This window comes from Haloarcula taiwanensis (assembly GCA_002844335.1).
Taxonomy (GTDB): domain Archaea; phylum Halobacteriota; class Halobacteria; order Halobacteriales; family Haloarculaceae; genus Haloarcula; species Haloarcula taiwanensis.
Genome location: CP019154.1, coordinates 1039655 through 1052174, shown reverse-complemented (window position 1 = coordinate 1052174; position 12520 = coordinate 1039655). Strand labels below are relative to the sequence as shown.

14 protein-coding genes and 1 tRNA gene are annotated in these 12520 nt (G+C 63.1%); 5 read left to right on the top strand and 10 right to left on the bottom strand.

What is annotated here, in order from left to right:
• Positions 1–16: 16 nt before the first annotated feature.
• The gene (locus tag BVU17_05505) at positions 17–820 is read left to right on the top strand and encodes a 5'/3'-nucleotidase SurE (protein AUG47006.1); all 804 of its coding nucleotides are present in this window, start codon (positions 17–19) and stop codon (positions 818–820) included.
• Positions 821–827: 7 nt separating this feature from the next.
• The gene (locus BVU17_05500) at positions 828–1751 is read left to right on the top strand and encodes an EamA family transporter (GenBank protein ID AUG47005.1); all 924 of its coding nucleotides are present in this window, start codon (positions 828–830) and stop codon (positions 1749–1751) included.
• A gap of 2 nt (positions 1752–1753) precedes the next feature.
• On the opposite strand, the gene BVU17_05495 is transcribed toward BVU17_05500, so the two are convergent.
• From BVU17_05495 to BVU17_05465, 7 genes are all read right to left on the bottom strand, one after another.
• Complete coding sequence (locus tag BVU17_05495; protein AUG47004.1) at positions 1754–3004, bottom strand: hypothetical protein; 1251 nt, start codon at positions 3002–3004, stop codon at positions 1754–1756.
• A 657-nt stretch (positions 3005–3661) separates the two neighbouring features.
• Entirely contained in the window at positions 3662–5236 is a 1575-nt protein-coding gene (locus BVU17_05490) for a chemotaxis protein (GenBank protein AUG47003.1), read from the bottom strand.
• Between the two features lie 2 nt (positions 5237–5238).
• Positions 5239–5520 (bottom strand): hypothetical protein, encoded by a 282-nt coding sequence (locus BVU17_05485; protein AUG47002.1) that lies wholly within the window; start codon positions 5518–5520, stop codon positions 5239–5241.
• A 234-nt stretch (positions 5521–5754) separates the two neighbouring features.
• Positions 5755–6153: a hypothetical protein gene (locus BVU17_05480; GenBank protein AUG48840.1), complete on the bottom strand. Its 399-nt coding sequence runs from the start codon at positions 6151–6153 to the stop codon at positions 5755–5757.
• 62 nt (positions 6154–6215) lie between these two features.
• Positions 6216–7028 carry a phosphohydrolase gene (locus BVU17_05475; protein AUG47001.1) on the bottom strand — a complete coding sequence of 271 codons (813 nt, stop codon included), beginning with the start codon at positions 7026–7028 and terminating at the stop codon, positions 6216–6218.
• 41 nt (positions 7029–7069) lie between these two features.
• Positions 7070–7537: a peroxiredoxin gene (locus BVU17_05470; protein ID AUG47000.1), complete on the bottom strand. Its 468-nt coding sequence runs from the start codon at positions 7535–7537 to the stop codon at positions 7070–7072.
• A gap of 60 nt (positions 7538–7597) precedes the next feature.
• Positions 7598–7843, bottom strand: a complete 246-nt coding sequence (locus BVU17_05465; protein ID AUG46999.1) for a hypothetical protein — start codon at positions 7841–7843, stop codon at positions 7598–7600.
• A 377-nt stretch (positions 7844–8220) separates the two neighbouring features.
• Between BVU17_05465 and BVU17_05460 the strand changes: the two genes are divergently transcribed.
• From BVU17_05460 to BVU17_05450, 3 genes are all read left to right on the top strand, one after another.
• Positions 8221–8460, top strand: a complete 240-nt coding sequence (locus BVU17_05460; GenBank protein AUG46998.1) for a preprotein translocase subunit TatA — start codon at positions 8221–8223, stop codon at positions 8458–8460.
• 77 nt (positions 8461–8537) lie between these two features.
• Positions 8538–8611: transfer RNA gene (locus tag BVU17_05455), tRNA-Arg, on the top strand.
• Positions 8612–8943: 332 nt separating this feature from the next.
• The gene (locus tag BVU17_05450) at positions 8944–10575 is read left to right on the top strand and encodes a GMC family oxidoreductase (GenBank protein AUG46997.1); all 1632 of its coding nucleotides are present in this window, start codon (positions 8944–8946) and stop codon (positions 10573–10575) included.
• On the opposite strand, the gene BVU17_05445 is transcribed toward BVU17_05450, so the two are convergent.
• The 3 genes from BVU17_05445 to BVU17_05435 form a co-directional block, all read right to left on the bottom strand.
• Positions 10572–11150 carry a metal-dependent hydrolase gene (locus BVU17_05445; protein ID AUG46996.1) on the bottom strand — a complete coding sequence of 193 codons (579 nt, stop codon included), beginning with the start codon at positions 11148–11150 and terminating at the stop codon, positions 10572–10574. The two genes, BVU17_05450 and BVU17_05445, sit on opposite strands and share 4 nt — an antisense overlap.
• Before the next feature lie 84 nt (positions 11151–11234).
• Complete coding sequence (locus BVU17_05440; GenBank protein ID AUG46995.1) at positions 11235–11687, bottom strand: transporter; 453 nt, start codon at positions 11685–11687, stop codon at positions 11235–11237.
• Between the two features lie 48 nt (positions 11688–11735).
• On the bottom strand, positions 11736–12434 hold the full coding sequence (locus BVU17_05435; GenBank protein AUG46994.1) for a chemotaxis protein CheC: 699 nt from the start codon (positions 12432–12434) through the stop codon (positions 11736–11738).
• Positions 12435–12520 lie beyond the last annotated feature (86 nt).

The following is a 12520-nucleotide window of genomic DNA, read 5'->3' as shown; positions in this document are numbered from 1 at the left end:
CGGCCCCACGGAACGTATGGACGAGCCGACGATTCTGCTGACGAACGACGACGGAATCGAGAGCGCCGGCCTCCGGGCGGTGTACGACGGTCTCTCGACAGTCGGCGACGTGACCGCTGTCGCCCCGGCGGAAGACCAGAGCGCGGTCGGGCGGGCTATTTCCCACGAAGTGACCGTCCACGAGCACGAACTCGGCTACGCCGTCGAAGGGACGCCCTCAGACTGCGTCGTGGCGGGACTGGAAGCGCTCGTCACCGACGCTGACCTCGTCGTCGCGGGCTGTAACCGCGGGGCGAACCTCGGTGCGTACGTTCTCGGCCGCTCGGGGACCGTCAGCGCCGCCGTCGAGGCTACCTTCTTCGACGTGCCGGCGATGGCCGTCTCTATGTACATCCCGGTCCGCGAGGACGCTGCGTTCGCCGATATCGAAGCTAACGGCGACAGCTACCGCGAGGCAGCGAAAGCGACGACCTACCTCGCCGACCACGCCGTCGATGCCGGCGTGTTCGAACAGTGCGACTACCTGAACATCAACGCCCCCGTCGCCGAGTGGGGCGACGCACAGATGACGGTCACACGACCGTCTCACCTCTACGAGATGGACGCTGTGCAGGATGGCGACGCCGTGACCCTCCACGACCGCATCTGGGAGCACATGGCCGAGGGCGACATCCCCGACCCCGAGGGGACGGACCGCCGCGCCGTCGTCGACGGAAAAGTCAGTGTCTCGCCGCTGACTGCGCCACACACGACGGAACATCACGAGGCGCTCGACGCTATCGCGGAGACCTACGAGCCGGGCGACGAGGCGGCCGACTGAGCGGACGATGCGGTTCCGTAACGCAATCCTCTTCGTCGCGCTCGCAGTCGCCTGGGGCAGCGCATTCACCGCTATCAAAGCCGGGCTGGAGTACTTCCCACCGATCCTGTTTGCTGCGTTCCGGTACGACCTCGCCGGGGTGTTGATGCTCGGCTACGCGGTGTACGCTACCGACCAGTGGGTCCCGAAGGGCCGCTCCGACTGGATCGTCATAGGGATCGGCGGCACACTCATGATTGCGGCGTATCACATCTTCCTGTTCGTCGGCGAGCAGGGGACCACGAGCGCCGCCGCCGCTATCGTCGTCAGCCTCTCGCCGATTCTCACGACCGGGTTCGCGCGGGCGTTCCTGCCGGACGAACGGCTCACGACGCTGGGCATCGTCGGCCTGCTCGTCGGATTCGTCGGTGTCGGCGTCCTCAGCAACCCCGACCCGGGAAACCTCCTCAACCCCCGGACTGTCTCGCTGGTTCTGGTGTTCCTCGCGGCCACGGCCTTCGCTCTCGGAAGCGTGCTGACCCGTCGGGTCGACGACGATCTGGAGATAGAGACGATGGAAGCGTGGTCGATGCTGCTCGGTGCGGTGCTTATGCACGGTGTCAGCCTCGGGGCCGCTGAATCGATAGCCGATGTTCAGTGGACTGGTGAAGCCGTGCTGGCCCTGCTGTATCTGGTCGTCGTCGCCAGCGCGCTGGGCTTTCTCATCTACTTCGACCTGCTGGAGCGGCTGGGACCTATCGAGATCAATCTCGTCTCTTACGCTGCGCCGGTCGTCGCCGCCGCCACCGGACTGCTGTTCCTTGGCGAGACCCCGACGGTCTACACTGGTGTCGGGTTCGGCTGTATTCTCATCGGATTCGGCCTGCTGAAGCGGGACGCGCTGCGAAACGAGGTCGCGCGGTTCGGCGGGACGCCGAGGCGGGGGGACTGAAGTCAGTCGCCGCCGGCCGTCGTGTCACGGATGAACGCGACGACGTCGTCCCCGTCGGCGTCGAGCCCGCCGCCCTGCGCGACGGTCGGCCGGCCGCCGCCACCGCCGCCGAACTCCGCGGTCACGCGGTCGACCACCTCGCCGGCGTCGACGTCGCCGGTCGTCGCGACGCCCAGGTACTGGCCGTCGTCGTCCACCAGCGCGGCCACGTCGACGGCGTCGCCGACGGCACCTTCCGCCCGGTCGGCCAGCCCGTTCGCGTCGAGTCCCGCGACGGTGCCGACGAGCCACCGCCGTCCGTCCGCCTCGACGGCGTCGTCCCGCAGGTCGGCGATGCGGGCGTCGACGAGTCGTTCCCGGAGCGTCGCCACGGTATCCCGGAGGTCGTCGCGCTCTGACTGCAGGGCCGCCACGGCGTCCGGCAGTTCGGCGACGTTCGTATCCAGTGCCCGTGCGGCCCGTCTGGACTGCTCGTGTTCGGTCGCGCGCTGGCGAATCGCCCGCGGGCCGACGGCGAACTCGACGCGGGTCAGCCCCTCGCCGGGGTTCGACCGCCCCAGCACGGTCACCGGCCCGATTTCGCGCGTGTTCCCGACGTGTGTCCCGCCACAGGCCGCCACGTCCCAGTCCTCGATGGTGACGACCCGGACCGTCTCGCCCTGGATACCTTCCTCGGTCTTCGTGTTGAACGCGATGTCCTCGCGGCCCAGCGCCTCCTCGCGCGGGATTTGCTCCCAGGTCACGTCGTAGGACTCCCAGACGGCGCGGTTGGTCAGCCGTTCGAGTTCCGCGAGCGTCGAGTCGTCGATTTCGGTCGTCGTCTCGAAGTCCACCCGCACCTTCCCGCTGACAGCTGGCCCGAAGTCGTCGTCACCTGCATCGTCTGGGACCGTCGCGCTGATGTCGAAGCCGCCGTAGCCGAGGTCCGACAGCAGCCGGCGACCGGCGCCATAGAGGACGTGACTGGCCGTGTGGGCACGCATACAGTAGGTCCGAAACGCCGCGTCGACTACGCCTTCGACCGACTCATCCGGCTCGAAAGACGGCGGTTCGGCCAGTTCGTGGACGATGTCCCCGTCCCGGTGTTGCACGTCGACAACCTCGACACCACCGAGCGTCCCCCGGTCCGCCGGCTGGCCACCGCCTTCGGCGTAAAAGTACGTCTCCGTTAGCACGACGGCGGTCGAATCGATACGGTCGACGGTCGACGTAAACGTCGTCACAGTGGGCTCGGCTGCGGCTGTTCCCGTCATCGGAGGTGGCTACGTTGGCGTGCACAAAAACGTCTGGGCGTGCCCTGGACGGGCAGGCGTCTGGGACCACCCAATCGACAGGAGCGCAGTGTTCATGCGCACCGAGTCGATTCGGCTGTAGAGTGACCGACGCCGGTTGCACCGTTATCGACGGCATAATCCGCTGTGTGGCACTGTCCCCGTTCCCGATACAGAGCTCCTAATTAAGTACCGACAGTGACGCGTACCGCTCATGCTCGGGACCGGGGTCCAGTCGATAGTGCTCTTGCTGGTGGTGGTCTGGCTGTTTGCAGTCGGACTGGTTCTGGCGCTTCTGTATGCGTCCGGCAAGCAGGATCGGGAGCAGGTCCGGGCGTAACAGGGGTGGCTGTATAGGCTGGACGGTCTGTTAGCGGCGTCTGACGCTCGGCTGACGCCCATCCGAATCGACCCTATGTCTTGCGATTTTCACTTTCACCGTGGATTGACTGATGATATGAGTCTTGGTGTCCTGTCTGGCAATATGATGGAGCGATTACGCCGGGTCGTAGGGGCTCGACAGCAGTCACATCTGGAGTGTCGACGCTGTGGAACGACCCTCGAAACGGACGCGACGACCTGCCCGATCTGTGACTCCAGTGCTATCGCGCGGTACGATCTGTAGCCGTCGGCGCTCAGTTAGTCCGTCGTCACCTCCGCACTCACAGTCCCCGGCCGGGCCTGTTGCTCCTGAACGTCAAATTGTGCGACGAGAGAGAGGAGTCGATCTGCACTGTCCGACAGCGACTCAGCGCTGGTCGCGATTTCCTGAATCGTCGCGGTCTGCTCCTCCGTCGCCGCCGAGACTTCCTGTGCTTGGTCGGCCGTCCGGTCGCTGATCGATGTTACCTCGTCCAGCATCGTGACGACCTTCTGTCCGGAATCAGCCTGCTGGTCGGTGGCCTGACTGATCGACTGGATCGCGCTGCTGGCCTCCTCAACCTCGGTGACAATCCGGTTCAGTACGGTGGCTGTCTCGTCGATTGTCTCACGCGTTTCCTCGACCTCTGACTGCGTGTCATAGATATCGTCGGCGACACTTTCGGTCGAGTTTTCGATGCCCTCAATGAGCGTTTCGACTTCCTGAGTTGCGTCGGCGGTCTCACCGGCAAGCGATTTGATTTCGGATGCGACAACAGCAAATCCTTCACCCGCTTCGCCGGCACGCGCAGCCTCAATTGACGCATTGAGGGCGAGCATGTTCGTCTGTTCCGCGATGTCGTTTATCAGGTTCACGACCTCTTCGATTCGCTCGACAGCGTTCTGGAGGTTTGCCACCTCTGAGACAGTTTCGTCAGTCCGGGCTTCAAGCGTAGCCATCTTGTCGACGGCTGTTTCGGCCGCTTTTTCGCCTTCCTGACCCAGTTCTACGGCCTGCTGTGACTGGGTAGCGACTTCTTCTGATGAGGAGGCGATCTCTTCAATCGTCGCCGATAAGTCGCTCATCTCGCTGCTCGCTTCGTTGATTTTCTCGCTCTGTGTTTCTGTTCCGGCCGAAATCTCTTCAGTGCTCTCCGCGACTTCTGCGCTGGCGGACCGGATATCCGAGGCACCGCCCGTGACTTCTGTGCTTTCCGTATCAACCTGCTGTGCAAACGATTGAATCTCGGCGATAACGGTCTGGAGTTCGTCCATCATCGAATTAAACCCCGACCCGATTCTTGCCATCGCATCGTTCTGGCTGTCCGCATCTACCCGGACAGTAAGGTCCCCGGCGGCTGCTCGTTCCATCGCCTGACCGTATGACGTGGCAGTTGATTCAAGCTCCGTGGTCAGCTGCTCGAGCTCCGCCTCGCGTTCCTCAATTTCTGCGCGCGCCTCCTCAGATTCGCGCTGTGCGTCTTTCGCCTGCTTGCGCTGTTCCTCCGCTTTCTGTTTCGCTTTCTCTGCTTCCTGTCGTTTCGTCTCTGCCTCGTCGACCAGTTCCTGCATCTCTGTGACCAGCGAGAGAGTCGCTGTGCCCCCGATTGCGAAGACAGCAACTGTTGCTGTCATCAACGGCCCCGTTGCCAGATTGAACACCTCCTCGTAGATGCCGGCCTTCTCCAGCATAAGGCTGAATGTCCAGACAGCACCAAGCGTAGATGCGAAGCTGAACGTCAGCCAGAAGGCCGATTCAGCCTCCGTGTCTCGATAATTGAGCCAGCCGAGCGCCGTCGCAGCAATAAACCCCAGCGCGCCCAGCCCATCAAAGATAGGTGCAATTCCGACCATCGTTATCCCTCAGTCTTGATCCGGTTTTCCCGACGAAGATAGGCGGCCAGGAAGAAGGTAAGTCCGGCAACACCGATTCCGACGCCGTGCTCAACGAAATTTAGGACGTCACCGAGAACGACCGCTTCAAGATTCGTTGCGACCATGCCAACCACAAGGAGGACATACCCGGCAGTGAACCACCGAGTTTCCTCCCGGTATTGTGAGAGAACGGGTACTAAGCCGATTACTGCAACGAGCAGACCTACAACTTCCAGTGTTCCGAATGGGCCAATGCCAGCCATACCCGGTCAAGCCATTGGGTTTAAAAAAGGTTCTCGCCCGAGGCATCAAAATCGATAATAACCGCGCGCTCAGCGTTATATATCCACAATTAGTCACACATAATAACAGTACACAATAACGAGTTCTACACAGGCAAAGAACGGGTTACAGCTTCACTATCCGAAGCGATCTGAAACCATTCCAGTGAGCGGGGAGTGGCAATGCCGGATTAAAAAGGAGGTGGTGTTCTGCGGTTACTGCTCGACGTCCATCCACATATCAGATGTTATTTTCGCGTCCGAGTTGTCTGGGTGCGTCATCGTGAGCTGGTCTCCGCCCTCAACTGCGATCAGGTCGACAGTGTTGCTCTCCGTGTGATTCCGCGTCGGGTATGTAAATGGTCGTGACCGCGTCGGCAGGTCGCTGATCGACGGGCACTCCGGCGGCGCAACGACATCGTCAGCGAACCCATCGGTGTGAATCTGTGACTGTGGTTTGTCTCGACCACGTCTATCAAGCCACGCAGAGCATCGCTCCCCAACTGAAATGGTCTCAATGGCTGAGCGCACGCGGTACCTGACCCGGTCCAGAAGCGAGGGCGACGGCACGTCGCCGTCATCCGTGTTGCCCCGGGCACCCCGTGGCTCATCCATGGGTGTGAGACTCATGGTCATAGCTAGGGAACCACGGTACAAAACCGTTGTGTCGATCCGGATTAGAGCTCGATTCGTTCGACGATCTGGTTGCCGTCCTCTCGGGTGTTGAGCGCTACGATGCGGACGTGTTCCTCCAGACCGGAGTCTTTCAGTTTGGCTTTCAACAGATTATCGACCTGATAGACGCCGGCCGCGTTGTTCATCGCGATTTCAACGAGGACGGGGTAGTCATCGCCCGTGGTCAGCGTCACCGTCTCGATGGCCTGGCTGGAGACGGTGTCGATGCCGCGGCCGCCGCGCTTGTACGGAATCCGCGACCGGCCACGCTCCATGTCCAGCGCGTCAGCGACCCGAACAACGCCGGCTTCCAGCGTCAGCGGGTTTTCTTCGGTGTGGTGGCAGAGAATCGCATGGAGGACCTCACCTTTTATTTGTACCGCCTGACGGATGTCGTAGAACTCCGGGAGGATGTCATCAAGGATGTCGGCCGCAAGCGGAATCGAATAATACGGATGTGAGTCGCGGTGGACGACGTGTCCGATGTCATGCAGCGTCGTTGCGAATGCGATGATGACGGCCTCGTCTGCCTCGTCGAGGCCGTGGTCTGCCGCGCCGTTGAACTCGACGCCCCCCTGCTTGAGGAGGTCGTACAGGCACAGCGCTCGATTTCGGACAATGCCGATGTGTTTCGCGCCGTGGTCGTTGTACCGCTTGCGCGCGACGGGATTGATGTTCTGGGCCTCGAGATACGCTTGAATCTCCTCGTCAGTCGTGATCGTGTCTAGAACCGCGTTCAGTCGTCCGTCCGGGAACGCATGGTCCGCTTCGGGGTCGTAGATACGGCCGCCGGTATCGTCTCTGTCGACGCTCATACGACTACCCAGACGGCCCACCGCGAAAAATCCCCCACCGCTCAGGTGGCGGCGTCGATAACTTCGTCGTAGTCCGGTTCGACACCAGGGTCGTCGCTGACCCAGGCGTACGTGACTTCCTGGTTCTCGTCGATAACGAAGACAGCCCGCTTGGCGACGTTCGGAACGCCGAGTGCCTCGAAGTCCATCGAGATGTCGTAGGCGTCGACTATCTCCCGCCCGGAGTCACTCACGAGGTCGAATTCGAGTCCCAGTTCGTCACGGAACGCGTTCTGTGAGAACGGCGTGTCGATGCTGACGCCGTACAGCGTCGCTCCCGCATCGGTGAGTTCATCCAGTCGGTCCTGGAACGTGTTCATTTCGTGGCTGCAGACGCTGGTGAACGCCCCCGGGAAGAACGCGAGGACGACAGGGCCGTCCGCGACCGCCTCGGACAGTGTTATCTCGTCGATATCGCCATTTGCTATCGGTGCCGTGAAATCGGGCGCAGCGTCGCCGACTGATACCATAGTGGCGACCTGGGTCGTGGCAGGTAAAACCCTTTCCGACCCGGGCGAGTACAGCGGCTGTCAGAACTGTGCGAACTTCGCCGTGACCTCGTCGATCCACTCCGGGAGCTCGCGGTCCGCGAGTGTCCCGTCTGCGTCCCGGGTCGTGACGACATCCGCAATCTCGCCCTCGCGCGTGATATCGAGCCGCCACACCCCATCGGCCTCAATGTCGACCCGAACGACGTCCTCCCCGACGGGTTTGATCGGTCGAATCGTTACCTCCTGTCCGCTCCTGACTTCCATCGTGTGGCTATCAGCCGGCATCTGGTATCTCTGAGCGCCCGACAGTAGTTATATCCCCGGGCGGCGGAGTCCGCTGCTCACGGTGTGGTCTCGCTGTTGAGTTCCCAGCCCATCGAGATGGAACAGTCGGAAACCTGGTGCCTCGTGGCGCTCCGTCCGATCCACAACCCCCTGACGTCGAGCCTCGTCGGCAGTCCCCGGCGAGGCCACTGCCACAGGCTGCTCAAGTCTGTCTCAGTTGTGTTCTCGTTTTGTTGCCAAGAGGCCGATACAGCGCCCCAACACAGTCCCGACGGCGGTGAATCACCCAGCAGGCCATCCTGAGCAAAAAGGTTATAATAGCAACCACGTAACCTTCGGACACAATGTTAGGGACATCCGGAGTACTGTTCCCGGGAATGCCCGGGACGACGGAGATGATGGTCATCCTCCTCATCGCCGTCCTGCTGTTCGGGGCGAACAAGATTCCAAAACTGGCGCGGTCGACCGGCGAAGCCATGGGCGAGTTCCAGAAGGGGCGAGAAGAAGTCGAACAGGAACTCGAAGAGATGCGTGAGGGCGGCGCTGCAGAAGGGACCGACGCGCCCACTGTGGACTCGACCGAGTCGACCGAGACGGCGACGGAAACCGAGACGTAATCTCGACCACTTCTCCGTTATCAGCGGGCGCTAGTGATAACGAAAGGATTTTTCGCCGGTCAATCAACCACTCGGTAGGGCGTGTGGCCTAGTGGACCAGGGCGAGGGGTTCCTAACCCCTAGAACGCGGGTTCGAATCCCGCCACGCCCGTGCAGCGACCGAAGGGAGCGAACCGGCATGGCGGGATTCTAATCAGGGAGGTCGCGCGCAGCGAAGCGAGCACGTCCGACCGTGGTTCGAATCCCGCCACGCCCGCTTCGTGGTTTCTCACATTCGCTCGAAACACACTCGCGGCCGTGGCGACCCTCGCGAAACCTGCGGTTTCGCTCACTCCCGCCACGCCCGTGCAGTCACCGCTGAGATCGGAGCCGGGCTGATGACTTACCTGCCACACGACGAGACCCCATCGCGCCGGTGTGCAGACAGCCCACAGCACCTGAGATGCCAACGTATAAGTTTAGGCTTGCCTAACTCCTGCTGAAATGGACCGGGAGCCGTCCGAGCGGGCGGATGTCTGTGTCGTCGGAGCCGGGCCGGCAGGGGCACTCATCGCAAGCCAGCTCGCTAGCGAGGGCCAGAAGGTCGTGGTGCTAGAGGCCGGGCCGCGGTTCGACAGGTCGAAACGAGAGCAGCAGATGGAAGAGACGATTCGACCCGGCGACCACGGCTCCGTCTGGGAAATGGGCGGCGACCGCGACGCGTTCAGTGCGAGCGGCGAGCGGTACTACCCGCTGAACATCTCACGGGTCAAAGGCGTCGGCGGGTCGACGCTGCACTGGCAGGGGATGGTGATGCGGCTGCACCCCTCGGATTTCGACGGGAGCCACGACACCGACGACCCCGCGTGGCCAATCGACTACGACGACCTGCGGCCGTACTACGCCGACGCCGAGCGGGCGCTTGGGGTCGCCGGCGACGTGGACAACCCCTTCGCGCCGCCGCGTGACGGCGCGTACCCCTTGCCCGGGTTCCCGCCGTCGTACAGCGACTCGCTGTTCGCCGAGGCCTGCGAGCAGCTGGGCATCACGATGCACTCCGTCCCCAACGCCCGCAATTCAGAGCCCTACGACGGCCGAGGCCCCTGCGTCGGCTACGGGACCTGCCAGCCGGTCTGTCCCTCCGGAGCGAAATACGACGCCAGCGTCCACATCGAAGACGCCGAAGCCGAAGGGGCCAAAGTTATCGACCGGGCGCCGGTCCAGCGCCTGGAAACCGACGGCGACGGGCGCGTCGAGGCGGCCGTGTACGCGACGCCGGACGGGACCGAACACCGACAGACGGCCCGCGAGTTCGTCATCGCGGCGGGCGGCGTCGAGACGCCGCGGCTCCTCCTGCTGTCGGCGAACGAGGACCACCCCGAGGGGCTGGCGAACGGGTCCGGGCTGGTCGGGCGCTACTTCATGGACCACCTGTTTGCCGGCGCTGGCGGCACGCTCGACCGCGAGACGCGCCAGAATCACGTCGGCTTCCTCACGAGCGAGTGCCACCAGTTCTACGACGACCCCGGCCAGCCGGTCGAGCGGGTCGCGGACGGCGAGACGGTGGTCGAGGCCGCCGACGGGGCGCTGTCGCCGCTGAAACTGGAGTTCCTGAACTACGCCGGCCCGTCGCCGGTCGAACTCGCCCTCTCAGGCGAGGAGTGGGGCGACACCCTGCTGTCGAGTCTGCGGGACGCCTACGGCAACAGCATCGCCATGGGCGGGCTGGTCGGCCAGCCGCCGCGGAAGGAGAACCGCGTGACGCTGGACACCTCGACGACGGACGACCACGGGAACCCGGTGCCGGACATCCAGTGGTCGTGGGGCGACCGGCTGGAGCGGTCGCTCTCGCGGGCGAACGAGATTCAGCACGCGATTCTGGACGAACTCGGCGTCGACGTCTCCTGGACGGTCGGGCCGGAAAACACCGGCCCGGCGTACCATCACATGGGGACGACGCGGATGGGGACGGACCCCGCAGAGAGCGTCGTGAACCCACAGCTACGGACTCACGACGTGGCGAACCTCTCGATTGCGTCCTCGTCGGTGTTCGTCACTGCCGGGTCGATGAACCCGACGCTGACCATCGCCGCGCTGGCGTTGAAATGTGCCGACCATATTTCCGAGCGGCTTTAATCGGCGAAGTCGGTGAACATGGCCTTGCTCCGGCGAGTGACCGACCGAAGCCCGGGCGCGCCATGGACGAGCCACACGGCGACGGCAAGGCCGAACAGCCCGAACTGAAACAGGACGTACGGCTCGAGCGAGAGCGACGCGAACTGCTCGACGAAGGAGGCGTCGTTGGCGTACGGCGGCGGTGGCTGCAGGGGCCAGACCAGAAAGCGCAGCCACTGAAGCTGTGTCAGGTCACCGCCGAGTACCCCGCCCACCGCCGTCGGGCTCATATCCGTCAGCGTGTGTGCGAACGCACCGAGCGTGAACGCCGTCGAAAGGTCCGTTCTGCGATACAGCGCGGCGAGCCGGTGCAAGACTACGGCAATGAAGAGAAGTGAGAGCAGTGAATGTGCCAGTGACCGACCGGACGGCAAGACGCCGAACGTCCAGGCCAAGGGCTTGTCGATCAGGTCCGGGAACTGCGACCCCACCGCCAGCGCGGTCAGCGTGGCCGCTGTCTGGCGACGGGTCGGGTCGAACCGAGTGTACACAGCGTAGACGAGGTAGGCGACGGCGAGATGTCCCCACGGCCACATTGTGTCGTGCTATGCTGGATTGTGATTTGTATCTGCTGATACAGGTGTCCGTGAGTCGAGCCCGGGGACCGAGATGCCGGCTGTTCAGTACAGGCCGAGAATAGCGCCGGCGTCAAGCAGAAGTAAAATCGACACGAGAGACGCCCCCAGCAGGAACGGGCGCGCGTTCCGGGCCGGTTCGCGTACCTTCTGCTGGGCGAAGCCATCGCTGAGCTTCGATGCGCCGACCTCTACAAGGCCGGCCAGAATGAACCACAGGACGATCATCGTAATGACGAGGTGGCCGCGACCGGTTCCAGTCAGCGACTCAGCGGTGTAGCGGGTCGCTGCCAGATGTCCCCCCGTCAGAAACAGGAGCGTCGCACTCGCACGCGACACCGTCTGGAGCTTCGCGGTAATCGCCGACAGCGGCCCCGGCGAGGAGTCGCCGTTCAGCGCCGTCGGGAGCACGGCATAGGTCATGAACAACACGGTTCCAGCCCACAGCGCGGCGAATATCAGGTGTACCCCGAAGACAGCCGCGTTTACGACACTCATATCCGGCGGTTGGACGCGACCCTCTTCAACGTCGTGGGTTTGGTCCGGCTACTTCGAGGAATCAAAGGCATCGAGGGCGTCCGCATCACCCGACATATCGAGTTCCTTGACCGCGTCAGTGTCGGCGGAGATGTGGGTTTCGCGGTCGGTGTCGTAGTCCAGTTGGTCGATAAGGTGGACGAACGAGCCGGGGTCGGGGATGAGGAAGATACGAAGCGAGAACGCCACGTCGCTTTCCTTGATGTCGACCAGCGAGTCAAGCACGATGGTCAGCGAGTCCCGGCGGACGTGCGAGAGGGCCTTGTCGGCGATTTCGGTCGCGTCGTCCTGGACGACCGTCGGCGTCCCCATGTTGATGGTCGCGTCCAGCGTGTTCGCGATGCCGTCGATAAAGCCCGAGGTGAGGATGTTACACATCTCCTGGAGCGCGGACTCGTGGAGCTGTGTGAACCCATCGTCGACACTGGAGCCGGTCATTAACTCCGCAATCTCCGCGGCTGTCTCCGTCTCGAACGTCATCAGGAAGACGCCGTACGGCGGCTCTGTCAACCGGACGCGAGCACTGTAAATATTCCCGCCGCCCATCTCGGTGGCGATGTCCTCCGGCTGAACGAACGAGAGGCTCTTGATCTCAACGGCCGCGTCGACGCCGGCCAGCGTCGCCAGCGAATCAGCGACCTGCTCGGCCCCATCCTGAATGAGTCTGGTGATGAGCGTGAGTTTCCGAATATCGATGAGAAGCGGCATTGCAGGCTAACAGGACCTATGGTATGTTACCGTTTTCGGTGGGGACGGCGTCCCGGGGCTGCACGGTGGGTCACCGTAACGCTCAT